Raw genomic sequence first — 22,724 nt, 5'->3', positions numbered from 1 at the left:
GCCATACAAAATAATTCTATAACTTTGCTTTCGGTGATCATAGCGATTATTGTTTGTAATCCTTTGTAATTCAGAACTATAAAGATACAGCAATTTTCGCTAATCACCAATTTTACAAGTACTTATAATTCATCGAACTCACGTTAAATAATAAAATTATAAACATATGATTATTAATTGAAAAACATCAAAGCAATTTTCATTATTGTATAATCAGAATTTATTTTGTAAATTTGAACTCTCATTATTATACATACGTATGAGAATAAAAAAAGTTATATTAATATATTTCAGTGCGACATACACCACCCGCAAAGTGGTGCGTGCGCTGGCCCAGACATTCGGATGTGAGGTGACAGAACTCGACGTTACAAGCCGTCTGCCTGATACGGAGGTGAGAATGGCAGGCGAAGGCGAGCTGCTCATCGTGGGCATGCCGGTGTATGCAGGACGCATACCGCAACAGGGAGCGCAGGCCCTGGACATGATAAAGGGCGACGGCACTCCGGCAATAGCCGTGTGCGTGTATGGCAACCGCGACTATGACGACGCGCTACTCGAAACCGCCGACCTGCTTGCAGACAACGGATTCCACACCGTGGCAGCCGCTGCATTCATAGCACAGCACTCCATATTCCCGCAACTTGCGGCCGGACGGCCGGACGAAGCCGACATGGCAAAACTGGAGGAGTTCGGTCGGGCATGTAAGGAAAAGATTGATGCATGGCACAATGGCGACAGCATACCCGCACCGATAATAAAAGGCAACAGGCCGTACAAGAAGCCGGGGGCAATACCTTTGCATCCTCACGGCGACAAGAAGAAATGCAACAGTTGCGGCACATGCGCACGACTGTGTCCGGCAGAAGCCATCGGCACAGACGAGCCATGGAAGACCGACGGCGACAAATGTATATCGTGCGGGCGCTGTGTGGCAGTGTGTCCACAGCATGCGCGACGCTTCAGCGGACTGCTATACGCCGTAGCGGAGAAAAAGATAGTAGGAGGCAACAGGGCAAGAAAAGAGCCCGAATGGTTCATCGGGTGAATCATCCGGACTCTTAGTCATTGCAGCCGTGCAAGGCATGCCGCTTTCCGCAGAACGGAACAGCGCGGCGTGCAGCACGGCTGCTTTGTTTTCTGTATCAGATACGCACCATTACAGCTTGCGGATCCAGATGTTGCGGAAGCTGATAGGTTCGCTCGGGTCGCCGTGACTCTGGAGAAGAATCGGGCCTGCGCCATGGGCACGCACCTGCGGGAAGCCGATGTACTCGGTAGTACCGATGATGGTGGTGTTGTTCTGAACCAGCACACCGTTCTGAATAACGGTAACACGTGGGAATGAACGGTATGTACCGTCTTCCTTGAACACAGGAGCTGTGTAGATGATGTCATAAACATTCCATTCACCCGGCTTGCGCATTGCGTTCACCAGCGGAGCTGTCTGCTTGTAGATACTGCCGGCCTGACCGTTCACGTATGTGCTGTTGTTGTAGCTGTCGAGCACCTGGAGCTCGTACATTCCCTGCAGATAGACACCGCTGTTGCCGCGTGCCTGTCCTTCACCGTGAATATTCTCCGGAACGCGCCACTCAATATGGAGCTGGAAGTTCTCAAACTTCTCCTTTGTGCGGATGTCGCCTTTGCTCTTGTCAACAGTCATCACGCCGTCAGCAACCTTCCATTCTGCCGGACCGCCCTGTGTGTTCTCCCATGCGGAAAGATCGCTGCCATCGAACAGAACGATGGCATCGGACGGAGCAGTGAAGCCACCACCCTGCAGATCTGAACCCGGTGCGACAACAGTTGTCACCGGTGTGTAAAACTCAGACATCTCCGGGCGCATGCCTTCCTGGGCATACGCACTGCCTGCTGCGGCGAGCATCAGAGTTGCCGCGAAAAGATTTCTTGTGTTATTCATAATAATAATTTATTTGGTAATTTATATATATACATATAAAAAACGGCGCCCGTCATAACATAACGGGCGCACGCTTGTATGTTCTATCACTTGCAGTTGTAGGAGTAAGAAGCCTTTACGAACGGAGCTTCCTGCAGATAGCGGAGACTTGCCTCAACGCTTTCCTCAACAGGCATTGTGTACTGTTCTATTTCGGCAACGATGGCCTGCACTCCGGCAACATCGGCATTGCGGAATATTGCGTCGTATCCAACCATGCCGCTCTGACCGATTTCCTTGTCGTCCTTCACATGATAGATCTTGAAACGTCCCGGATAGCGCTTGAAATAGCTTACCGGACTGCACTGGCCGCGAACCACCCAGTAGAGGTCCATCTGGAAGAACACGTATTCAGGATTGGTATTCTCGAGCATGTAGTCGTACATCACCTTGTCCTCAACCTTCTGGAACTCGTGCGAATGGTTGTGATATCCGAACTGCATACCTGCCTCTTTGCACATCTTGCCCACTTCGTTGTAGTAGCGGCAGTATGTGTCAAGGTCTTTCAGTGTCTTGGGTACTTCCATCCACGGGCATACGATGTACTTCATTCCGGCAGCCTTGTGGTCGGCAATACATTTGCTCCACCACTTCAATGCCTCTGAGAAGTCGCCGGAAGCAAGTTCTTCGCCACTAAGGCCATGACCTATATGAGAGGACAGAACCTTCATGCCGGCTTTCTCAACATCCTGCTTGAACTGCGACGGAGTACGGCCGTAGAATGTTCCTCGGCCCTGGTCGTAGTTGGCAGCCTCAACGCTTGTGTATCCCATTTTGCCCAGTTTGTTGAGAATGTCGGTATATTTCTGGTCGGCCTGTCCGTCTTTGTTCACGCCGTCAAGAATGCTTCTAACAGAAAAAAGCTGTATGCACACGTCCTTTTTACCTTTGGCAAAAGCCTGTGTACCTGCTGTCAGAGAAAACAACACTGAAAGCAATACTGAAACAATTATATTTCTATTCATCATTGTCCTATGTTTTTTATGTAATAAAAGAAACTGTTCCGTCTCTTCACATCATCGACGTTCCGGACCGAAACAGTTTCTTTGTTATTCATTTATCGTTATATCAGCGATTATTTCAAAACCTTGATACGGATGTTGCGATACCATACATCGTCACCATGATCCTGAAGACCGATATATCCCTCATGATTCTTGCCACCCATGTTGTTGAGCAGTTCATATGCGATTGGGAAATCACCGTTCTCCTTGAACTTGCTTGCCTGAAGCATTTCTGTCCATTTCGGAGTCCAGAGGTGGTATTCAACTACGTTCTTGTCGTTCTGACCGTGGATAACGGTTCCTTTGTAAACCATGATCTTAGCCTTGTTCCACTCACCGGCCGGTTTAGCGTTCTGTGGTTTGGCTGGTATCATGTCATAAAGAGAAGCTGACTGACGGTTACCGTCCTGTCCGAGCTTAGCGTCCGGATGTCTGTCATTGTCGAGCACCTGATACTCAGAAGCAGACTGCCAGATAGGCAGATATACGTCCTTGCCGTTCTCTGTTGTTGTAACTTCCTGTGCAAGATAGAAGATACCGGAGTTACCGCCTTCAGAAATCTTGTATTCGAGTTCGAGTTCGAAGTTCTGGAATTTGGAAGCGAAGATAAGGTCGCCACCGCCTTCTACCTGAGCTTCTCCTGTGCCTGAACCCTTCAGCTTGATAGCGCCGTCTTCAACAGTCCAGCTCTTTGGAGGTGTGTCCATACCGTAGCCACGCCAGCCGTTGAGAGTCTTACCGTCGAACAGAACGATGTAGCCGTCCTTGTCAACCGGGAATTTAGAAATATCAACATTCTTCTTGTCAGCAACCTTATAATCAAGTTTTGCCTTGTCTGCAGGTTTCTGCTGGTTGCATGTACAACCCGGGCATGTGCAGTTGCACTCGCACTTATTTGTCTTGTTGCCGCATGACGTTACCATAAGCAACGCGCCGACAAACACTACTAATAATTTCTTCATAAGTCTTTGTGTCTTTTAAAATTTTGATTTTAGCTTACTCAAGAACTTTCACACGGATATTGCGGTACCAAACGTCGTCACCGTGATCCTGAAGTCCTATATAACCGCTGTGAAGCACTCCACCACAGTCGTTGAGAAGAATGAATGCCTGAGGCCATGCCTTCTCGCTGAACTTGCTCTGCTGCAACAGATCGGTCCACTCTTTTGTCCAGAGTTTGTATTCAAGAACCTTCACATCGTTCTGATAGTGTGAAACAACACCGTCCTTAACGACAATCTTTGTCTTGTTCCATTCACCGTAAGGATTTGCATTCTGCGGTTTTGCAGGAATCATGTCGTAAAGCGACGCAGACTTGCGGTTGTTGTCCTTTCCGAGTTTTGCGTCAGGATGGTTCTCGTTGTCCAGCACCTGATATTCAGGAGCAGAAATGTAGATAGGTTCGATGTTCATCTTGCCGTCATTACCTATTGTATAGAATTCCTGTGCAAGATAGAAGATACCGGAGTTACCGCCTTTACATATCTTCCATTCCATCTCAAGTTCGAAGTTTCTGAACTTGTGTGCGAAGATTACATCGCCACCTTCTTTTCCGTTGCTTCTTGAGAATTTGAGACATCCGTCCTCAATCTTCCAGCAGTCCGGCATATAACTCTTGCCATAACCACGCCATCCATTGAGAGACTTGCCGTCGAATATCACATAATAGCCTTTATCAACAGGCATATCAACAAGCACATTCTCAGCTGCGCCCAGTGAAGGAGATACAGCCAGCTTTGTGACTTTCATTCCTCCACTGCACGACATAAGAGTGCCTGCAAAAGCGATACCTGCCAATGAATAAAATATTTTCTTCATATTATCAGATAATATCCTTTCTATTGTGTACTGTTAACAAATTAAGGCATATCAGGAAGTTTCCAACCATCACGATAAGTATGCTTGATAAGTTCGTTTGCGAACTGCTGAGCATTCACAGGATCGGTCCATGTCTTGTTGAATGACGGGTGTCCGTTGTGGATTGTGAAACCGTCCTTTATGACGGTGCGTATTGTTTCGTTTGCACCGATGTTTGTGAATCGCATGTTTTCACCATCCCATTCAAGAGTTTTATGAAGACCCTGCAGACGAACTGCGAGAACGCCCATAACAACCATTTCGTTGAACGGACCTGCCTCTGAGAAGTCTGAGTTTGTCTTTACGCGGTTTTCTTTGCTTTCCTTGCAGGCACGTACCCAGTCCATTTCGTGAGAAACTTTCACGCGGCGTGCAACCTGAGGAGCGTTCGGCTTGCGGCCAGAGAGCAACCACGGTTCCTGTCCGTAGCAACCACAGATAAGTGTATCTTTTGTTCCATGGAATATTGTAAGACCACCACCAGACTGCATGAGTTCTTTACCTTGTGGGAATCCAGCTGGACGGTCAGGCATCATACCACCATCATACCAGTGAACCTCAACTTCCGGCAATGCAAGCTTAGGCATATTCTCGCGAGCCGGGAACACCATCTTAACGTGCTGTGCCTGCGGTGCGCAAGCGTTGAGCAGCAATGTAGAAGAACCCTCAACCTTTGTAGGATATCCAAGTTTCAGAGCCTTGAACGGCTGATGCAGGATGTGGCAAGCCATATCACCAAGAGCACCTGTACCATAATCCCACCATCCGCGCCAGTTCCACGGCTGATAGATAGCGTTATACGGATTCAGTTTTGCAGGTCCTGTGAAAAGATCCCAGTTGAGTGTATCAGGAATCGGATCTTCTTTTTCAGGAGCATTGAGTCCCTGCGGCCAGATAGGACGGTCTGTTGCACATTCTACTTTTGTAACTTCACCAATCTCGCCATTCCAGATCCAGTCGCATACAAGCTGTGTGCCGTCCCAAGAAGATCCCTGGTTACCCATTGATGTTGCCACACCTGTTGAAGCAGCAAGCTTGGTAAGCAAGCGTGATTCATACACAGAGTGTGTCAGAGGTTTCTGGCAATAAACGTGCTTGCCAAGTGTCATAGCATCCGCAGTAATGATAGCATGAGTGTGGTCGGCCGTTGCAATGATTACAGCGTCGATAGTCTTGTTCATCTCCTCATACATCTTGCGATAATCCCAATATCTCTTTGCATTAGGGAATTCGTCAAAAACACCTTTTGCGTAATCCCAGTTTACGTCACAGAGTGCAACAATGTTTTCTGTGTCTTTCACTGCATTGATATTGGCATGTCCCATACCACCGATACCAACTACGGCAATATTAAGCTTGTCAGACGGAGCTTTGTGTCCGTGACTCTTGCCTAAGATAGAACTCGGAGCAATAGTGAATCCTGCGATTGCAGCAGCTCCTGTTTTAAGAAAATCTCGTCTTGAAATGTTCGACATGATTGTTTTGTTTTTAAGAGTTTATATATTAGGTTGGCATTAAATAAAAATCTTTTTCTTAAGGGCGGTCTTTTCAATCGTCCGCCCATTTGTTCTGTCCGAGCAGTCCGTATCCATTCTTGATGGTTCTGCGGCGCTGGAGTATCTCGTCCAGTGTTTCCAGATTTCCGATAGCCGGAAGTTCATGATTCTTGGTGTCTTCAAAGAATTTCCATGCATACTCTGAAGCTATTGCAGAATCGCGGAATGTAGGAAGCTGAGGATTCAGACGTCCTTTCTCCAGACTCTCAGCAAAGAGTTCTCCCATAACATCTATGTTCTTTGCACCATAAGGAAGTTCGGTTATCTCGGTCTTTGTCACACCACGGAGTTCTACAACCGCTGTCTTGAAATCGTGATGCATGCGTACGATACCCTTTGTTCCTATCAGATCGACATAAGAATTGTGTGTCTGATCCTTTGACAATTGTCCGTAAACAAATCCCTGTGTAATGTCGAAAACAACACCGTTGGTGAATGTGCCATGACACTGCACCCACCACGGATCCTTGTAGTTCCACATTCTTACGCCCTGTGCATTCCAAGTCTTGTATTCCGCTCCGGCATACCATCTTGTTATGTCCACATAATGCATTCCGCAGTCATGGAATGCAGGGCCTTCATATTCGTGTCCCTCGCCGGGCGCAAGTCCCGGTGTCATATGGCACACACGTATTATAGCGAGTTCGCCGAGTTCTCCCTCGTCGATATATTGTTTCATTTTGTTGTGATACCACGAATTGCGCAGATAGAGGTTGACAGTCGACAACACATTCGAACCTTCCACACAGTTCACTGCCGCCCACTCTCTTTCCGGAGTATCCGCGATAGGCTTTTCCGATATCACATGCTTGCCATGCTTTACGGCTTTCTCAATCTGTTCCTTGCGCATGTTTGCCAATGTCGACAATATCACACACTGTACGTTGTCGTCATTGAATATCACATCCTCATTATCCACCACCTTTGATTCCGGCGATAGCTTACGTGCCATAGCCTGTGCCTCCGGATCAACATCACAGATGTAAGAAAAGTGATATTTTCCTGTTGCATTGAATTTACGCAGGTATTTGCTGCCCATCCTGCCAAATCCGATTAATCCAACGTTTATTTTAGAGTTTTCCATTATGATTTAGTTTAGCTATTCATTTTTCAGTTCGGTACATTCTTCCTCAATGTCATCCTCAGCCGGAGCCGGTTTCACAAGGAAGGCGCTGAGTTCCCACAATACGTATACAGGGATGAACACAGCCATAAGTGTGAACGGGTCAGACGACGGTGTTATCACAGCTGCGACAAACATAATAGCGACAATCGCATGTCGTCTGTACTCAGAAAAGAAACTTCTGTTCAGGAATCCCAGTTTTGACATCAACATGGCAAGCAACGGCAACTCGAACACAATACCCATCATGAAAATAAGCATCAGGAAATTGTTCATGTACGAGTCTAACGACAACTGGTTGGTTATGAACGAACTTATCTCGTATGTGTAAAGGAATCTGAGCGTAAGCGGGAATACCACCGTATATCCTATGACACATCCCAGATAGAACATTATCGTACCGAAAAGAAACGTAAACTTGATGCCTTTACGCTCGTTGTCATACAACGCAGGACATACAAATTTCCATACTTCGTAAACCAGATAAGGAAATGCAACGAGCAATGCAAGCCACAAAGAGAGCGAAATGTGCAGAAAAAACTGCGAAGACAATTTTATATTAATAATGTCAACATGAAATGGTTTGATAACCTCTCCGGGAACAAGTGGCAACACCTTGCCCAACCTTGCAAGAAATCTGTAAAGGAAGAAATCATCCCGGCTCGGCGCCATCACTACGTGATCGAATATGTAAGGAATAAATGCAAAACCTGCGACAAAGAATATTCCTATTGCCGTAAACGACCTCACCAACGTCCAGCGCAAAGCCTCAAGATGGTCCCAGAAAGTCATGTCCGCTCTTAATGCCATTATGGGATACGCTGTTTTTTAGTCTTTCTTTTTATCTTCGGCAGACGCGTTGATGTCTGCATTCAAATCTTTTTCAATTCCGTTCACTCCGTCCTTAAAGCTTTTGACGCCTTTACCCAGACCTTTCATGAGTTCAGGTATCTTCTTTCCGCCAAAGAGAAGCAATACTATCAATGCTATAATCAGCACCTCAGGCATGCCTATCGAACCTAAAAATAACAGTTGAGAAATAATCATAGTAGCATTTACACTTTTAGTTAGTTAATCAGTTATGTTTTTCACGCTTTCTTAAAAGCATGTTCAAAGTTAAAACTTTTAAATTGAGCTATCAAATAAATTCACAATTAAATCCTTCTTCTGTTATTTTTTTAACTCTCGTTAAAATCTGAATTCTTTTTTTTACGTTAATTTTCGGGCAGTGAAAATATGATAACCCAACCGCTGCAAAACATGACACAATATTTGTAAAATATACTTTTTTTTAATACATTTGTCCCCAAGAAAAACATAACCATAACAAAAACAACAAATCAAAACAATGAGAAAACTATTGCTTACCTCCGCCATGATCCTCGCAATAGCCGCCAGCGGACAGGCCGGAACGAAGAAAACTAAAACCAGCGGCAACCCTATTTTCCAAGGATGGTATGCCGATCCCGAAGGCGCCGTGCTCAATGGAGAATACTGGATTTTCCCTACCTATTCCGCTGCATACGATGATCAGATATTCATGGACGCATTCTCATCCAAAGACCTTGTGAACTGGACCAAGCATCCGCGTGTACTCGAGAAGAAGAACGTAAGCTGGGCACGCCGCGCAATGTGGGCGCCGGCCATCATACATGCCAACGACAAATACTATCTTTTCTTCGGAGCCAACGACATCCAGAACAACAACGAACTCGGAGGCATCGGTGTCGCAACATCCGACAAACCAGAAGGACCGTACAAGGACGCACTGGGCAAACCGCTCATCGGCCAGATAATAAACGGTGCACAGCCTATCGACCAGTTCGTATTCCGCGATGACGACGGACAATATTATATGTATTACGGCGGATGGGGCCACTGCAACATGGTGCGCTTGTCGTCCGACCTGCTCAGCGTAGTGCCGTTCGAGGACGGAACAACATATAAAGAGGTGACCCCGGAAAACTACGTTGAAGGTCCGTTCATGCTCAAACGCAAAGGCAAATACTACTTCATGTGGTCTGAAGGCGGATGGGGCGGTCCCGACTACAGTGTGGCTTACGCCATCGCCGACTCACCTTTCGGTCCGTTCAAGCGCGTAGGCAAGATTCTGCAGCAGGATCCTGAAGTGGCAACAGGCGCAGGACATCACTCCGTAATACAGGTTCCGGGCAAGGACGAATACTACATTGTATATCACCGCCGCCCGCTCACCGAGAAAGGACGCGACAGCCGTGTGACATGTATCGACCGCATGTACTTCGACAAGGACGGCTACATCAAACCGGTGAAGATGACTTTCGAGGGTGTGAAAGCCGTGAAAGCACCGAAGAAATAAGAACATAAGGCGTAAAAGACAATACATACGGGAAAAACCACAGGAGCCCACCTGACATAAAAACAGACAGACTCCGACAACAATAAAAAGAACCCTGCCGCAACTCTCGCAATGAGTATGGCACGGTTCTTTTATTTTTATCTTCAGCAAGCCACACTCTTCCGCCCTGCCGCTTATCCGCTCCGCGTCAGATGTCTCCAGAATCCTCAACCTCATAACACCACACATACAACAACATGCTCAGCCCCATCTTTGTTCTGTACACCCCATACTGTCCGGCCACCACACCGTCATACATATAATTTTCATACGTAACAAAAATTTCAGACAAATAACATCCACAATACAATAAATCTCCGTAACTTTGGATTCAGCGTACAGTGGCGCCACAGTCACATCTCTTTCCCCCGCCACTGAAGACAATACGCGTTTACCGTTATAATCCTGATAACCATAAAGATATATTATTTCTAACATCATTTTCACGTTAAGACCAAGGAGATAAATATATGAAAAGACTTTTTGTTCATGCCATCTGTCTGTTACTGGCACTGTCCGTACAGGCCGAAGAATGGAGTCCTGCCGAATGGCCGGTACTGAAACACTACGACCAGAACCATCTCTATCACATCGCCCTTCCCCTGGGAGGCATCGGCACAGGAACAGTATCGCTGGGCGGACGCGGCGAACTGCGCGACTGGGAGATAATGAATGTTCCTGCAAAACAATACAGCACCGTGACTCCGGGCAACAACGCGCCCTTCTTCGCCATATATACTAAGGAAGCGGGAAAGCAGGCGCAGACCACACTCCTCAGCGGTCCGCTCTACGACCACGAATATCTCCACTACGAAGGACGACCCGTAAACCATCACGGATTCCCTCGTTTCTCCGAAGCCTCGTTCGACGCAGCCTATCCGTTCGGACAGGTACGTCTGGCGGACAAGGCCCTTCCGGTAAGAGTCACCGTCAAAGGATTCAATCCGCTCATTCCCGGCGATGCAGACAACAGCGGTCTGCCGGTTGCCGTTTTGAGCTATGAGGTCACCAACCTAACTGATGCTCCGCTCGAAGTAGCAGTGTGCGGATCCATCCGCAACTTCATAGGCAAGGACGGAAGCAAGTACACCTTCAACTGGAAAGGCGATTATGTGCCGCTTGGCGCCAAGAAAAACAAGAACACATACAAGGATGCCGACGGACTGAAAGGCATATATTTCCACTCGGAGGGAGTGCAACAAGACGATTCTGCCTACGGAACGATGGCTCTCACCACACAGTCGTCAGGAAAGGTTTCCTACAGGACGTCGTCCGTGCCCGACGACTGGAACAACGCCATACTGAACTTCTGGGACGACTTCAGTGCCGACGGCATGCTTACGGAATGCGACGTACAGGCCGACGATGACCCGATGGCGTCGCTGGCCGTCATGAAGACCATAGCACCGGGACAGACCGCCACCTATTCGTTCTTCCTAACATGGAGTTTCCCCAACCGCAAGGCATGGTCGGAATCTGTTGTGGGCAATTACTACTGCACGCAATATCCGGACGCCTGGCAGGCCGCCTGCTCCATAGTGCCGCGCATTCCTGAGCTGGAGAAGAGCACCCTGCTGTTTGTCAACAGTTTCCTGAGCAGCAGCCTACCCGACGTCATCAAAGAGGCAGCCCTGTTCAATCTGGCCACACTCCGCTCGCAGACCGTATTCCGCCTGCCAAGCGGTCATCTCATGGGATGGGAAGGTGTGATGGACCGCTACGGCTCGTGCATGGGTTCGTGTACTCATGTATGGAACTACGAGATGGCCACATCATTTCTTTTCGGCGACCTGGCGCGCACCATGCGCGACGTAGAATTCAACTACGCCACACGCGATGACGGACTCATGAACTTCCGCGCCGCCCTGCCACTTTCCGAGGCTGCCAAAGGTAATGCGGCTGCAGCTGACGGCCAGATGGGATGTATCATGAAGTTCTACCGCGACTGGCAGCTGTCCGGCGACAATCAGTTCCTCGCCGACAACTGGGAACAGATAAAGAAAGTTATGTCCTACGCATGGGTGAAAGGCGGATGGGACGGCAATCAGGACGGCGTGATGGAAGGTTCGCAGCACAATACGATGGACGTAAACTACTTCGGACCGAATCCGCAGATGGGCTTCTGGTATCTGGGAGCGCTGCGTGCCGCCGAAGAGATGGCAGCAGCCATGAAGGACCGCACGTTTGAGAAGAAGTGCCGGCAACTGTTCGCACAGGGTTCCGAATGGATGGACGCCAATCTTTTCAACGGCGAATATTATGAACATAAGATAACCGATCCCGCCACGTTTGAGTTCATCAATATGGACGACGAGTCGCGCATTCCGCCCTATCAGCTGGGAAAAGGCTGTCTGGTCGACCAGCTTGTAGGGCAATATATGGCCCACATCTGCGGGCTGGGCTATCTGGCTGACCCGACAAACATACGCACAACGATGGAGAACGTCATGAAATACAACTACGTGGACGACTTCAGCCGCCACTTCAACAACATGCGTTCCTACGTCATGGGGCACGAATCCGGACTACTCATGGCCTCATGGCCCAAGGGCAGACTGAAGGTGCCGTTCCCCTATTTCGCCGAGGTGATGACCGGATTTGAGTATTGTGCCGCCGTCGAAATGATGTACGAAGGCATGGAAGACGAGGCACTCACCTGCATCAAAGCCATACGCGACCGCCACGACGGAGCACGCCGCAATCCGTTCAGCGAGGCAGAGTGCGGCCACCACTACGCACGCTCCATGGCCAGCTGGGCTGCGGTGCTAGCCTCAAGCGGTTTCCATTATTCCGCCGTAAGCGGATGCATGCAGATAACCGACCGCCCGGGCAGATACTTCTGGAGCAACGGATACGCATGGGGAGTGTGCGAAGTGAGCGACAGCAATGTCAGCATTGAGGTACTGAAAGGATGTCTGAATCTGAGAAAACTCACCGTAGGACAGCGTGTCATCAACACCGGCAAGCTGAAACTGGGCGACGGCAGACGGACGTGGAGCCATAAGTTGTAACGTCGGCAGGCGGTGCCAGCACCGCCGCCTTCACCCTGTGCCACACCTACTGCCGCACAAACTCGCCGACATAACGCGGCATGCATAAATATGCAAAAGCATAACGACGACTGTATATTTATTCATCGTCAACTTCACGAGAATCGAATATTTGCAAACAAGAGTGCACCCGACCGCAAATACGCGAGTTTTGAGCACTTTGCGTAACAGTTTATCCGTCAGCAGGTTACGCAATTCCGAAAATTCACATTGCTTCCATCAGCTTGCGATAGAGCCCATATCACCACCTGATATGCACCATTTCATGCCCTGATATGCTTCATTTCGGGCATCAATAAAGTCTGTTTTGCAGGCTCAAAAAGCCCATTCCGGAAAACAGTCAGCGGCGAAGTGTTTTGCGAGGGCATTTTTCTGAGGCCTCCGAAAAAAATCTTTAGTTCGATAAAGGCGTTTTCGCTAAACTTCGTTTTCTATTTTGAAAAAAAATTTTGTCAAGATTTTTTACTTTTCGTTTTGCATATTTATGCAGAAAATTCCCGATATGCCCTTTTTCGTCTTCGGCACGGTAAGTGCAGCAAATGCCTGTTCCGTATGTCTTTACACACAGTTTCCGGAACGCAGACGAAAGCGCAGGCACACAAGAAGGGCGTCGTAGCAGGATGTGAATATCCGTACGCTACGACGCCCTCAAGTTGTCTATATTCTGATGGCGGGCCCTTATACCGGCTCAGGTCTGACTGGAAGATATACCGACGGGCATTCATCCACTCTTCTGCCGGAATCACCTGACAGGCATCAACGCTCTATGTATCTCAGCGAGCCCGGCACCATCTCGAACTTCTTACCCTTCTTCGTGAGTTCCACTATGGCCGTGCGGCGCGGGCTCACCTGCGAGTTGCTGTTGTGAGTATGCAGCACGTACATCCAACGTCCGTCGGCATCGCGGAACAGATCGCCGTGGCCCGTGCCGTTCTCTCCTGTGAGCTGACGCGACACGATGGGCTTCTTGTGCTTCTTCCACGGTCCGAGTGGCGACTTTGCCGTGGCGTAACCCATGGCGTAGTCGATGTTGCGGAAGTCGTTGCATGAGTAGAACATGTAGTATGTGCCGTCGAGTTTCACCACCGTAGGACCTTCGCTCACGCCCCACTTGCTCTTGGCAGTGTTCTCCCATCCGTCCTCGTTCACCGAGATACACTCGCGGGCGGTCTCCTCCTTGAGCGAACGCATGTCGTCGTTCATTTCGGCCACGTAGATACGGTTGCCGTCGATAAGGCGCACATGATACATGTATATCTTGCCATCGTCGTCGCGGAACACGAACGGATCAATCTCCTTGGTCTTCGCCGGTATCATGGCCGGCTCGTCCTGAACGAACGGTCCGAGTGGACTGTCGGCCCAGGCGATGGCTATCTGTTCGTTGGCAGTGTAGGCCATGGCGTAACGTCCGTTGTGCTTGAACACCTGAGGAGCCCAGAATCCCTTTGTGCCGTAGGTGTTGCCCCACAGTGCATAGCCGTCAACTGCGCCTGCCGGACCGCTCCAATGCTGCAGGTCCTTGGAAGTATATACCCAGAATCCGTTGTCGGAAACGGGCGAGGTGCCGTACAGATAGTATGTTCCGTTGTCGCTGAATATGGTCGGGTCGGCCAGATGTATCTGTCCGAAGTATGGCTTCTCACACTCCTTGGCAGGCGCATCACCAGCCACCTCGGGCCAGCCGTCCTTCCAATCGACGCGACTGAGGAACACCACGCGGCCGTCGTCAGCCTCGGCTTTCTTGTAGCCATGATAGAGCATCCAGTCCTGACCGTAGTCGTCGGTTATGAACTCAGCATTATGACCTGTGCCGACAAACGTGTCGTCGCCGTGTACCATCACCTCGTAGTGGTTGTCGAGCAGGCGCTGTCCCTTCTTGTCAACATACGGTCCGAAGAGGTTTTCGGAGCGTCCGTATGTCACACGATAGGTGCTCTTGGCGCCCTCGCAGCACGATCCTGCCGAACCGAACAGATAGTAGTACTTGCCGCGCTTGTGTATGTAGGTGCCCTCCATGAATGTTCCCGATATCTGTTTTTTCTCCGCTCCGGGTTTCACAGACAGTCCGTCGTCAGACAGTTCTATGCCGTATATGCCGCGGAACGAGCCCCAGAACAGATATTTGTGGCCGTTGTCCTCGATGTAGAACTGGTCGATGCTGTTCTGCACACCAATCTCCTTGCTTATGAAGAGCGGACCGTGGTCGGTGAACGGGCCCTCCGGACGGTCGGCGGTGGCCACGCCTATACCGCACGTCCATTCGCCGCCCCACTCCGACTTAGAGTAGTAGAGCACGTATTTGTCGCCTATTCTGTTGATGTCAGGCGCCCATATGCCGCCTTTCTTATTCCACTGCGGACGGGTTTCCTTGGTAAACGCCGTGCCCACAAACTGCCAGTCGATAAGATCGCGCGAACGGTATATCGGCAGATTGCGTATATCCTCCGTGGCGTAAAGATAGAAATAGCCGTCGTCGGCGCGTATCACCGTCGGGTCGGGCAGACTCGTGTTTATGACAGGATTGGTGTAGGTGTCGCCGGCCAGTGCACAGGCAGAGACGGACAACACGAGAGAAGCTGCTAAGATTCTGAGTTTTTTCATTATCTGGTCTGTATGAGTCATGACCGGCCGCAGGCGGTGTCGCTCTGTGCCGCAGACTTTCTGCCGCAGCCGGGACATTGCGCGTGGCCGGTCATGGTTCGGTTTATGGTTTGTTGTGTGTTATTTCTTTGTCAGGAAATTAACCGTACGCTCGGGCGAATAGAGTTCCCAGAGCGAAGCCACGGTCCATCCCGGAGCGAATATGTCGTTGTAGAAGCCCTTGCCGTTGCGGCCGTAATCCCATGTGGTGTGCTGCACTACTTCCGGATAGAATCCTTCAACACCGATGCCGCACAGGCGCTCGTTGACAGGCAGAAGCTGGTTGAGCGATGTGTAGATGACGTCGTATATCTTGCCGAAACGCGGCTCATTGAGTTCCTCGCCCAGCCATTTCACAATGTGCGGGAGTTCGAAAACGAACACGTCCACGTGGTTGTTCTCCACAGACACGTTGCCCCATCCGCGGCTCTTGAATCCGAGATCGCCGAGCATCTGGCCCTGTGCGAACGGCACGTCCCACAGATAATACCATGAAAGAGCGAAGTATGACGCTTTCTTGCAGAGGTCGATGTAGTGGCTACGCTCCTTGCCTTTGGTCATCATTGCCATGTAGTATGTGGCGGTGACGGCACTGATGGCTGCCTCCTTGTCCTCGCAGTTGGCGTCGAGTGTTGATGAGAAGTAGTCGCTCTTCGATATGATGTTTGTCTCAAGATAGTCAACCGTGCGCTCGGCTGCCTTCAGATATTTCTTGTCGCCGAAATATTTGTATCCCATAACGAGTGTGGATGTGGCCGAAGGTGTGCTTCCACCGCTGCCGTCGATCACAGAACCGTCGTCGCGGAACTTGCGTGCAAAGCTGCCGTCCTCATTGAGCAGAGTGAGGAAGTTGTCGAGCAGAGTGCGTATTTTCTTCTCCCACTCCTTGTGGGTGCGGCCCTGCCTCTTCTCGTATTTCAGATAGTGCATCACTGCGTAAGCACCCTCAGACTGCTGGCGTATGGAATGTACCACGTCCATGTCGGCCGGCATGGGGTTGTTCATGTTCAGGTCGTCGTAGAAATATCCCTTTGCAGTGAAGCCGTGGGCAAGGAAGCTGTCGAATATGTCATTGCCTATCTTCACGAGATCCTGCTGTCCTGTGGCCTCGCCGTATTCAATGGCGTTGAACGCATTGAGCAGTACACGGCCGCAGAATCCCACCTGCATCAGTGTGGCGGGTTCGCAGTCGGAACAGCGCAGACCGTGGCCGGAGTTGAACTTCAGGTCGTACTTGTCCACATACGACTTGCGGAAGTAGTTGGCCAGAGTGGCTTTCATCTTGTCCGGAGAGTAAAGCGGTGTGACGGGCTGCGGATTCAGACGGTCGAAGCAATACTCCCATGTCTTGCCGACAAAGTCGCCGTAGTCGGCCGACTTCACCTTGCGTATGCGCCAGCTCACGCTCTTTGTCTCGCCCTTGTCCATCTTCACGAAAGCCTCAACGGCCGGAGCGAGGGTGAGCTTGCGGATGTAACGGCGCGGAGTTTCGATGTAAGGATAACCGAATGTGAGCTTTGCGGTTCCGCTCTCGTTGTCGAATCCGAGATAGCCCACAGATGTGTTGCCCGACAGAATTATCTCGCCCTCGCCAGCAGTGGCAAGCGCGTCAACGCCCTCGGCATCCATACGAAGCACTGTTGTGCCCTCGCCTGCTGTGGCGTTATAGGCTCCAGTGAGCGGCGACGACAGACGGTCCTCACGGAAATTCCAACTCTTCGATGTGTGGAACGACGGTGCCTCTTTAGGCGAACGCAGATTGCGGTGATACCAGAAACCCGGCAGATAGAACTCGCAAGCATCGGTGGTGTAGCCCGTATTGAGCTCGGCACCGAAGTTGAAGTATGTAGTGCCCGATGCGGTGAAGGTGAGTGTCACCACCTCATCGCCGTCAACATTGCTCACACTCTTGCTTATCGTGAGCGGAAGAGCGGCGTCGGCCACAAGTTTGTTACCCTGTTCCTTGAGTTCATAGGTCACAGCCTGATTGCCCGGCTGCTTGATACTGATGTGTGTCACAATATCCGCAGCATAGGCGGTCTGCACCGCCGCCAGCACGACGGCGCACATTAAAGTCTTTGAAAAAATCCTCATTGTTTTCCTGTTTGTGTTTTTATTTATTGTCTATGTCAGTAATCTTCGTCACCGCCGCAGCTTCCACGGCACACCGTATGCAAAATGTTTGCATATTGTAATAATGCTTTACAAAAATAAATATTAATTTGTGAAAAAAGAGCCCGTATCATGTCAAAATTTCAAAAATAGACAATATTATCGTCACTTTTGCATGTTTGTTTGTTGTTATAGACAAAAACACCGTAATGCGTGGACAATTTTACAGACCGACGGAAGCTTTCCGGACATGCATCCGGAGAATGCCGCCAGAGCCATCGCTCCAGCACAGCAGCCCCGTATGCACACGGACGGACAACAGCCGGAAGGTCATAAAAATGTCATTATGCCACTGCGTACAAAAAAACAGCGGCATGGCGCACGGCGTTACAATTTTTATTACTAAATTTGTACAACTAACTAAATCGCTGCAACCGGCGGAACGGATGTTCCGTCATCTTAACAATCAATCAAAATGAAAACAAACAGACGCACTTTTCTCAAAACGATGGGTACAATAGGACTGTTCTCCATCGTTCCGCGCAACGTGCTTGGAGGTAACGGACACATAGCTCCGAGCGACCAGCTGACAAAAGGTATCATCGGAACGGGCGGCATAGGACGTTCTTCCTATCACTTCACAAGCGATGAGCACTGCCGTCTTGTGGCGCTCTGCGACGTGGACAGCAAACACCTTTCGGAGGCCGTTGACATGGCAAAAAAGAAGTTCGGAGAGGACGTTAAGGCCTATCACGACTTCAGAGAACTGATTTCCGATCCCAATGTAGATGTCGTGCACATCGCCACTCCGCCCCACTGGCACGCGCTGATGGCCATCGAGGCGGCAAAGGCCGGCAAGGATATCTGGTGCGAAAAGCCTATGACACGCACCATAGGCGAAGGAAAACGCGTCATGGAAGCTGTGAAACGATATAACAGAATATTCCGTCTGAACACATGGTTCAGATTCACCGATACATTCTACGGCCTCGGAACACCTGTCCTGCCATTGAAGAAACTGGTTGACAGTGGCCTGCTGGGATGGCCTCTGAAGGTAGTGGTGTCGGGCGCTACCGGCTTCGCCTGGAAATTCTTCTGGGTTGGTAAGGAGAATCTTGAGACACAACCGGTGCCAAAAGAGCTCGACTACGACTTCTGGCTCGGTCCGGCTCCGTTCAAGCCATACAATGTCCACCGCACCCATCAGACGTTCCGCGGCTACTGGGACTACGATGGCGGCGGTCTCACCGACATGGGACAACATTATCTGGACCCGGTGCAGTATATTCTGGGAAAGGACAACACGTCGCCTGTGAAAGTGGAAGTAGATGCTGCACAGCAGCATCCTGACGCTGTGGGAATATGGCGTAAGATAACATACACATACGATGACGGCTGCCAGATAGTGCTTGAAGGCGAAGGATTTGAAAGCAGTGAGAAGACGGCTTACATCGAAGGACCGAAAGGAAAGGTCTATAAAGGATTCGAATGTACCATACCAGACATCATGAACAAACTCGCCGAATATCCTGACCCGGTGCCGCAGAACACCGACTTCATCGACTGTCTGCGCACGAGAAAGAAGTTCGCACTCAACGAAGAGAACGGACACCGCAGCTGTACACTCGTAAACATGGGTGCAGTGGCACTGAGACTCAACCGTCCTGTGCTCAACTTCGATCCGAAAACACAGCTGTTTGTCAACGACGACGCTGCCAACGCACTCGTCGACCAGCCTATGCGCGGACAATGGCATCTGTAATGCCGCGCGCTGATAAAATGCTTTCTAACACAAAACCATAATGTAATTGTACTTTACACAACAAAAAGAAAAATGAAAAAATACCTGATTATTCTGATTGCGGCATTCTTGTTTGCACAGACGCAAAGCATCGCACAGACTGACAGCAGGAACAGAACACCTGAGACAGTCATTGCCGACGCACTGGCGCAGATGCCTGCCAAAGACAGCGAATCATTCAAACAACTCATGGGAGAGATGGCAGCCACGGGAAGCGCCGGCATACTGCAGATAGCCGCAACCATGAACTTCGAAGGAAACAACACCTCTGCGGGCGAGTATGCGCTTGGTGGTCTGCAAAGCTACGTCACAACTCCTGACGGTCAGAAATACAGAGACGAGATGCGCAAAGGTCTGAAACTCGCCATAGACAAGACCGACAACCTTCGCAAAAAAGTTTATCTGATAACGGTTCTGACAGGATGTGCCACAACAGCCGACCTACCCGACTTCATCAGATACGCCCAGAATAAGGATCTTAGAGATGCTGCCCTCGCATTCATAGGCAGCATAAAAGGTAGCGAAAAAGAAAAAGCCGACTTCGTCAGAACATCTGACGCAGAGCCTATTCTACTCGCCAAGATAATCAAATCGTGCAATCTGACTAACTGCAACGACCTTCTTGTTTCATGGCTCAGCGGTGCCGACGCCGTAACTACCGCAGCGATATACGACGCTATGGCCGCTGTCGCACCGGCAGACAAACTGACGCTTCTGGCCGAAGCGGCTCAATCAGCCGGATACAAACCCGAAAGCACTCACGCCACAGATGCATACATTGCGATGCTCGACCGCATCTGCAATGACAACAAAGAGATTGTCGAAAAGGAAGCAAAGAAACTCATGAAGTCAGAAACACCGGCAATGAGATGTGCCGGACTGCGTCTGATGCTCAAAGCCGAAGGTCCGAAAGGCATATCCACCTTTACCAAAGCTCTGCGCGACCGCGATGCCGAATACCGCAACACGGCACTTGAACATGGTCTGGAATACTGCGGACCGACAGCTTTGGACGCAATGGCCAAGGCAATGCCGCGTCTTTCCTATGACGGACAGACCGATGTGGTGCGATGGATAGGCAATTACAATGCGACAAACTACACCGACGTGGTGCTCAAAAAGCTTAAGAAGAGCAGCGGAACACTGCTTTCAGAATCGATAATAACAGCCGCAAAACTCGGTGGTGAGCAATCACTCGAGGCTCTTATCGCACTGCTTGGCACACAGAATGCAGAAGAAGCAAAGAACGCACTGTACTTCTTCAATGGCGATCTGCGCGAAGCCATGGTTCAGGCACTCAACTCCGACGATAAGAAAGTAGTGACAAATGCTCTGCAGGTTGTCTCTAAACGCGGCATACGCAATGCTTTCGACAAGGTGCTCGCACTCACATCGTCCGACGACAAGGACATCAGCGCCGCCGCACTCGAGGCTCTCGGTCATGTGGCTGGTCCTGATGAGCTAGACCGTCTGTTCGCAATGCTCGACAAAGCTGACGAGGAATCGGCAGCAAAACTGCAGGATGCCATAATCACTATAAACTATAAATCAGCACCGGAAAAGGCCTTTGAGATGACGAAAAAGGCAATGGACGCATCAGCAAAGCCCGCCCGCTACTACCGGATACTGGCAAGCACCAACACCGACGAAGCCATACAGATACTTCTGGAAGCCGGAAACACCGAGGCACAGGCTGCTCTGCTCGACGTAAAGAACATAAAGATGCTGCCAATTCTGCTCGACATGGCGAAAGACAAACGCAAAGGCGAGGCAAAGGATAAGATACTTTCACGTTATCTCGACCTTGCATCAACTGCAGATGCAACACCGGTAGAACGCTATCTGATGCTCGTTGCAGGTATGGAAAGCGGCGCTTCCGAATCACTCGGAAACCGTTTCCTCAAAGCGATCGGCCAGACACAGACACTCCAGGCTCTCGGTTACATGAGAAAATATTATGACACATCTGAATATGCAGACGTAGCCGCAGAATGCATAAAGGACATCGTGGCTGCACACGACGACTTCAACGGCGGCAGACACGTGAAGGAAATGCTTGAGCAGGGCATCGCCACATACATCCGTCAGGTGGACAACCACGACGCAGGATACGCCGTTGACCAGATCAAGGGCCTGCTCGCAAAACGCACACCGAAGGGATATTCGCTGTCAACAGGCAGAACAAAGATGAACCGTCGTGGCTACTGGAAGATGAAAGAGAGCTTCGAAAACTTCAACCTCAGCTTCGACTGGAAGAGCGGCGACAACCTTGAAGTGAGCCTGCGCGACATGTCCGTACTCACATTCGACAAGGAAAAAGGCGTGAAACTCTACGGAGAGAACCAGCAATGGCATCCTTACAGCAACGTGGGAGAATGGAATTCGGCCGACATAAAGGTTGTTGACGACCGCGTGTTTGTAAGTGTCAACGGCAAGGAACTCATCACAAACGCCGTAATTACAAACCCGAAAGAAGGTAAAAGTCTGAATGCTGTAGGCGGCATAGGATTCCAGGCTGCCAACGACTCGCTCATCGTGAGATACACACGCATACGCAAACTGCCTTCCACTCCGGTATTCCAGCTCTCTGCTGAAGAGAAGAAGGAAGGATTTGAAGTGCTGTTCGACGGACGCTCTCTCGACAAATGGCAGGGCAACACAACAAACTACGTGCCACAGAACGGCAACATCTACGTTTCAGCAAACTACGGCGGAAGCGGAAATCTCTATACAAAGAAGAAGTACAGTGACTTCGTTCTGCGCTTCGACTTCTGTTTCGATACTCCGGGTGTGAACAACGGAGTCGGCGTACGAACCAATCTCGGAACAGACGCAGCCTATGACGGCATGGAGATACAGATTCTCGACCATGACGATCCGATATACAACGGTCTGATGCCATACCAGCAGCACGGTGCTGTTTACGGTATCATAGTTCCGGAACACGTCAAGTTCGACAAGGTGGGTACATGGTATTCTGAGGAAATACGCGTCGTTGGCGACCGCGTGAAAGTGACAGTCAACGGAAAAGTGATACTCGACGGCGACATCCGCAAAGCCTGCAAGGGGCACAACGTTGCACCCGACGGCAGCGAGCACAACCCTTACACAGTTGACCACAAGAATCATCCGGGACTCTTCAACAAGGAAGGCTACATAAGCTTCTGCGGCCACGGTCCTGGCATAATGTTCAGAAACGTGCGTATTCTCGACCTCAGCAAGAAGTCGAAAAGACGCTGAC

At 50.0% G+C, this 22,724-nt stretch carries 15 protein-coding genes; 5 read left to right on the top strand and 10 right to left on the bottom strand.

Annotation, left to right across the window (positions count from 1 at the left end):
* The first annotated feature begins 259 nt into the window (after positions 1-259).
* On the top strand, positions 260-1,048 hold the full coding sequence (locus WKT13_RS12110; protein ID WP_340324066.1) for a 4Fe-4S binding protein: 789 nt from the start codon (positions 260-262) through the stop codon (positions 1,046-1,048).
* A gap of 111 nt (positions 1,049-1,159) precedes the next feature.
* Here the strand turns inward: WKT13_RS12110 and WKT13_RS12105 are convergent, their stop codons facing one another.
* From WKT13_RS12105 to WKT13_RS12070, 8 genes are all read right to left on the bottom strand, one after another.
* Positions 1,160-1,924, bottom strand: a complete 765-nt coding sequence (locus WKT13_RS12105) for a 3-keto-disaccharide hydrolase (protein WP_445323605.1) — start codon at positions 1,922-1,924, stop codon at positions 1,160-1,162.
* A gap of 86 nt (positions 1,925-2,010) precedes the next feature.
* On the bottom strand, positions 2,011-2,928 hold the full coding sequence (locus WKT13_RS12100) for a sugar phosphate isomerase/epimerase family protein (RefSeq protein ID WP_340324070.1): 918 nt from the start codon (positions 2,926-2,928) through the stop codon (positions 2,011-2,013).
* 110 nt (positions 2,929-3,038) lie between these two features.
* The gene (locus WKT13_RS12095) at positions 3,039-3,929 is read right to left on the bottom strand and encodes a 3-keto-disaccharide hydrolase (protein ID WP_340324065.1); all 891 of its coding nucleotides are present in this window, start codon (positions 3,927-3,929) and stop codon (positions 3,039-3,041) included.
* Between the two features lie 34 nt (positions 3,930-3,963).
* Positions 3,964-4,785, bottom strand: a complete 822-nt coding sequence (locus WKT13_RS12090; RefSeq protein ID WP_340324064.1) for a 3-keto-disaccharide hydrolase — start codon at positions 4,783-4,785, stop codon at positions 3,964-3,966.
* Positions 4,786-4,826: 41 nt separating this feature from the next.
* The gene (locus tag WKT13_RS12085; protein WP_298618271.1) at positions 4,827-6,299 is read right to left on the bottom strand and encodes a Gfo/Idh/MocA family oxidoreductase; all 1,473 of its coding nucleotides are present in this window, start codon (positions 6,297-6,299) and stop codon (positions 4,827-4,829) included.
* A gap of 73 nt (positions 6,300-6,372) precedes the next feature.
* Positions 6,373-7,464, bottom strand: a complete 1,092-nt coding sequence (locus WKT13_RS12080) for a Gfo/Idh/MocA family protein (RefSeq protein ID WP_298618272.1) — start codon at positions 7,462-7,464, stop codon at positions 6,373-6,375.
* 15 nt (positions 7,465-7,479) lie between these two features.
* Positions 7,480-8,313 (bottom strand): twin-arginine translocase subunit TatC, encoded by an 834-nt coding sequence (gene tatC / locus WKT13_RS12075; protein WP_298618273.1) that lies wholly within the window; start codon positions 8,311-8,313, stop codon positions 7,480-7,482.
* Between the two features lie 18 nt (positions 8,314-8,331).
* Positions 8,332-8,544 carry a Sec-independent protein translocase subunit TatA/TatB gene (locus WKT13_RS12070; protein ID WP_298618322.1) on the bottom strand — a complete coding sequence of 71 codons (213 nt, stop codon included), beginning with the start codon at positions 8,542-8,544 and terminating at the stop codon, positions 8,332-8,334.
* 334 nt (positions 8,545-8,878) lie between these two features.
* On the opposite strand from WKT13_RS12070, the gene WKT13_RS12065 reads away from it, so the two are divergent.
* Together WKT13_RS12065 and WKT13_RS12060 are read left to right on the top strand one after the other, a co-directional pair.
* Entirely contained in the window at positions 8,879-9,841 is a 963-nt protein-coding gene (locus WKT13_RS12065; RefSeq protein WP_298618323.1) for a glycoside hydrolase family 43 protein, read from the top strand.
* Positions 9,842-10,350: 509 nt separating this feature from the next.
* Positions 10,351-12,891: a GH116 family glycosyl-hydrolase gene (locus tag WKT13_RS12060; RefSeq protein WP_340324063.1), complete on the top strand. Its 2,541-nt coding sequence runs from the start codon at positions 10,351-10,353 to the stop codon at positions 12,889-12,891.
* 795 nt (positions 12,892-13,686) lie between these two features.
* On the opposite strand, the gene WKT13_RS12055 is transcribed toward WKT13_RS12060, so the two are convergent.
* Together WKT13_RS12055 and WKT13_RS12050 are read right to left on the bottom strand one after the other, a co-directional pair.
* Positions 13,687-15,531, bottom strand: a complete 1,845-nt coding sequence (locus WKT13_RS12055) for a family 43 glycosylhydrolase (RefSeq protein WP_340324062.1) — start codon at positions 15,529-15,531, stop codon at positions 13,687-13,689.
* A gap of 120 nt (positions 15,532-15,651) precedes the next feature.
* Positions 15,652-17,664, bottom strand: coding sequence for a hypothetical protein (locus tag WKT13_RS12050; protein ID WP_445323604.1), 2,013 nt, complete (start codon positions 17,662-17,664; stop codon positions 15,652-15,654).
* Between the two features lie 493 nt (positions 17,665-18,157).
* Here WKT13_RS12050 and WKT13_RS12045 point away from each other — a divergent pair, with 493 nt between their 5' ends.
* Together WKT13_RS12045 and WKT13_RS12040 are read left to right on the top strand one after the other, a co-directional pair.
* On the top strand, positions 18,158-19,444 hold the full coding sequence (locus WKT13_RS12045; RefSeq protein WP_298618281.1) for a Gfo/Idh/MocA family oxidoreductase: 1,287 nt from the start codon (positions 18,158-18,160) through the stop codon (positions 19,442-19,444).
* 72 nt (positions 19,445-19,516) lie between these two features.
* On the top strand, positions 19,517-22,723 hold the full coding sequence (locus WKT13_RS12040; protein ID WP_340324061.1) for a family 16 glycoside hydrolase: 3,207 nt from the start codon (positions 19,517-19,519) through the stop codon (positions 22,721-22,723).
* The last annotated feature ends 1 nt before the right edge of the window (position 22,724 follow it).

This window comes from Prevotella sp. HCN-7019 (genome assembly GCF_037890215.1).
In the GTDB taxonomy this organism is placed as follows: domain Bacteria; phylum Bacteroidota; class Bacteroidia; order Bacteroidales; family Bacteroidaceae; genus Prevotella.
The sequence above is the reverse complement of the archived record's forward strand: the minus strand, read 5'-3'. Positions and strand labels throughout refer to the sequence as shown.